This is a genomic window from Mycobacterium sp. (assembly GCF_050701675.1).
In the GTDB taxonomy this organism is placed as follows: Bacteria; Actinomycetota; Actinomycetes; order Mycobacteriales; family Mycobacteriaceae; genus Mycobacterium.
In genome coordinates, this window is sequence record NZ_JBOGDD010000740.1 from 1 (window position 1) to 3556 (window position 3556).

Genomic DNA, 3556 nt, shown 5'->3' on the forward strand with positions numbered 1-3556 from the left:
TCCCAGGGATGATCGAGGAGGACGACGACCGTCCCATCGAGATGAAGCCGAAGCTGGACGTGCTCGACTACTGGTCGATCATCAGGCCGGAGCTGCCGGACATGAACGGCCTCTGCACCCAGGTGACCTCATTCCTCGACCAGCCCGCCCTCGGACGGCGACTCGCCGACCTGCAGGAGGCCGGGTTCGACGGCATCGCGTTCGTCGGCGTGCCGCGCACCATGGCTGACGGCGAGGGTGCAGGCGTCGCGCCCACCGACGCCCTGTCGATCTACGCCGACGTCGTGCCCAACCGTGGCGCCATCCTGATCCCCACCCGCGACGGTGAACGGGGCAGGTTCAACTTCAAGTGCGATCAGGGCGCGACCTACGGCCTGACCCAGCTGCTGTACTCGGATGCGATCGTCGACTTCCTCGCGGAGTTCGCCAAGACGACCGACCACCGTCCCGACATTCTGCTGTCGTTCGGGTTCGTCCCGAAGATGGAGGCCAAGGTCGGGCTGATCAACTGGCTGATCCAGGACCCTGGCAACGCCGCGGTCGCCGCCGAGCAGGACTTCGTCAAGGAGCTGGCGGCCGCCGAGCCTGCGGACAAGCGCAAGCAGTTGGTCGACCTCTACAAGCGGGTGATCGACGGGGTCGGGGACCTGGGCTTCCCGCTGAGCATCCACTTCGAGGCGACCTACGGCGTCTCCCGGCCTGCCTTCGACACCTTCGCCGAGATGCTCGAGTACTGGTCGCCGGACCGCTAGCCCGCCCGCCGCCTATCGTTGCCGGAGTGTCCGAACCGTCCCGCGACGAGGTGCGCGAGCTGCGTGCCCGCCTCGATGACCTGACGATCCGCGACGCCGACCGCCTTCGTCGCCGCCTCCGTGGCCTGCGGGGGAGTGATCCCGCCGCGATGGAGAAGCTCGCCGCACAATTCACGTCGGCCGAAGCCCTCGTCGCCACCCGCACGGCAGCCGTCCCGCCGATCACCTACCCCGACCTGCCGGTGAGCGAACTGCGCGGTGACATCGCCAAGGCGATCAGCGAGAACCAGGTGGTCGTGATCGCCGGTGAGACCGGTTCGGGCAAGACCACTCAGCTGCCCAAGATCTGCCTCGAACTGGGTCGCGGCATCCGCGGCACCATCGGCCACACCCAGCCGCGCCGGCTGGCCGCCCGGACCGTCGCGCAGCGCATCGCCGACGAACTCGACACCCCGCTCGGTGAGGCCGTCGGCTACACCGTCCGATTCAACGACCAGGCCAGCGACCGCACCCTGGTGAAGCTGATGACGGACGGCATCCTGCTTGCCGAGATCCAGCGCGACCGCCGCCTGCTCCGCTACGACACGCTGATCCTCGACGAGGCTCACGAACGCAGCCTGAACATCGACTTCCTGCTGGGGTATCTGCGCGAACTGCTGCCGCGGCGGCCGGACCTGAAGGTCATCGTCACGTCGGCGACGATCGAGCCGGGGCGTTTCGCGGCCCACTTCGGGGGCGCACCGATCGTCGAGGTGTCGGGACGGACCTACCCGGTCGAAATCCGCTACCGTCCACTGGAAGTGGTCACACGATCCGACGATGGCTCCGAGGATCCCGACGACCCGGACCATGACGTGATCCGCACCGAGATCCGCGACCAGACCGAGGCGATCATCGACGCCGTGCACGAGCTGGAGTCCGAACCGCCTGGCGACGTGCTGGTGTTCCTGTCGGGCGAGCGCGAGATCCGCGACGCCGCAGAAGCATTGCGCGACGCGCTGAAGTTCACCGAGGTGTTGCCGCTCTACGCGCGACTGCCCACCGCGGAGCAGCAGAAGGTCTTCGCGCCGCACACCGGCCGCCGCGTGGTACTCGCCACCAACGTCGCCGAGACGTCGCTGACGGTGCCGGGGGTGCGCTACGTCGTCGACCCGGGCACCGCGCGCATCTCGCGGTACAGCCGCCGCACCAAGGTGCAGCGCCTGCCGATCGAGCCGATCTCGCAGGCTTCGGCCGCGCAGCGGGCGGGCCGGTCGGGACGCACCGCGCCAGGCGTGTGCATCCGGCTGTACTCGGAGGCCGACTTCGAGGGCAGGCCGCGCTACACCGATCCGGAGATCCTGCGGACCAACCTCGCTGCGGTGATCCTCCAGATGGCGGCCCTCGGCCTCGGTGACATCGAGAACTTCCCGTTCCTGGATCCGCCCGAGCAGCGCAGCATCCGCGACGGCGTGCAGCTACTGCGCGAGCTCGGCGCGTTCGGCGCCGAAGGTTCGATCACCGAGCTGGGTCGCCGCCTCGCGCGGCTGCCGCTGGACCCGCGCATCGGCCGGATGATCCTTGCGGCCGACGCCGAGGGCTGCGTGCGTGAAGTGCTGGTGCTGGCCGCCGCGCTGTCGATTCCCGATCCGCGGGAGCGGCCGAGCGACCGGGAGGAGGCCGCGCGGCAGAAGCACGCGCGGTTCGCCGACGAGTCCAGCGACTTCATCTCTTACCTCAATCTCTGGCGATATCTCGGAGTGCAGCGAAGGGCGTTGTCGGGCAGCGCCTTCCGGCGGATGTGCCGAGAGGAGTTCCTGCACTATCTGCGCATCCGCGAGTGGCAGGACCTGACGGGGCAGCTGCGGAGCATCGCCCGCGATCTCGGCATCCGTGAGAGCGACGACGCCGAGCCTGCCGACCCCGTCCGAGTGCACGCCGCGCTGCTCGCAGGGTTGTTGTCCCACATCGGATTACGGGAGGGCGACACGCGGGATTACGCCGGGGCCCGCAACTCCAAGTTCGTTCTCGCGCCTGGCTCGGTCCTCACCAAGCGGCCGCCGCGATGGGTCGTGGTGGCCGAGCTCGTGGAGACCAGCAGGCTGTTCGGGCGGATCGCGGCGCGCATCGAACCGGAGGTCGTCGAGCGCGTCGCGGGCGAGCTGGTGCAGCGGACCCACAGCGAGCCGCACTGGGACGCCAAGCGGGGCGCGGTGATGGGCTTCGAGCGGGTGACGCTCTATGGACTGCCGCTGGTCGCACACCGCCGTATCGGCTATTCACAGGTCGATCCGCAACTGGCCAGGGACCTGTTCATCCGGCACGCGCTCGTCGAGGGCGACTGGCAGACCCGTCACCACTTCTTCCGCGACAATGCCCGGCTGCGTGAGGAACTGGCCGAGCTGGAGGAGCGCGCCCGCCGTCGCGACCTGCTGGCCGACGACGACGAGATCTACGCGTTCTACGACGCCCGCGTGCCACCGGACGTGGTGTCGGCGCGGCACTTCGACGGGTGGTGGAAGAAGGAGCGGCACCGCACGCCCGACCTGCTCTCGATGACCCGCGCCGATCTGCTGCGCAACGACGAGGACACCGACCAGCCCGACACCTGGGAGGCCGCCGATCTGTCGCTGCCGCTGACCTACCGGTTCGAGCCGGGCGGCGAGGACGACGGTGTCACAGTGCACATTCCCGTAGAGGTGCTCGCACGCCTCGGCGGTGACGAGTTCGCCTGGCACGTGCCGGCATTGCGCGAGGAGCTGGTGACCGCTCTGATCCGTTCGCTGCCAAAGGAACTGCGCCGCAACTTCGTTCCCGCACCGGAT

Annotated in this window: 2 protein-coding genes; both read left to right on the forward strand. The window is 69.0% G+C overall.

Features of this window, described 5'->3' with window-relative positions; all coding sequences use genetic code 11:
• Positions 1-752, forward strand: a 752-nt coding sequence (locus tag ACRDUX_RS22710; protein WP_526416736.1) for a mycobacterial-type methylenetetrahydrofolate reductase, incomplete at its 5' end; no start/stop codon positions are given.
• Between the two features lie 26 nt (positions 753-778).
• Positions 779-3556: ATP-dependent RNA helicase HrpA (hrpA, locus tag ACRDUX_RS22715; protein ID WP_526416738.1), on the forward strand; the 2778-nt coding region annotated here is incomplete at its 3' end.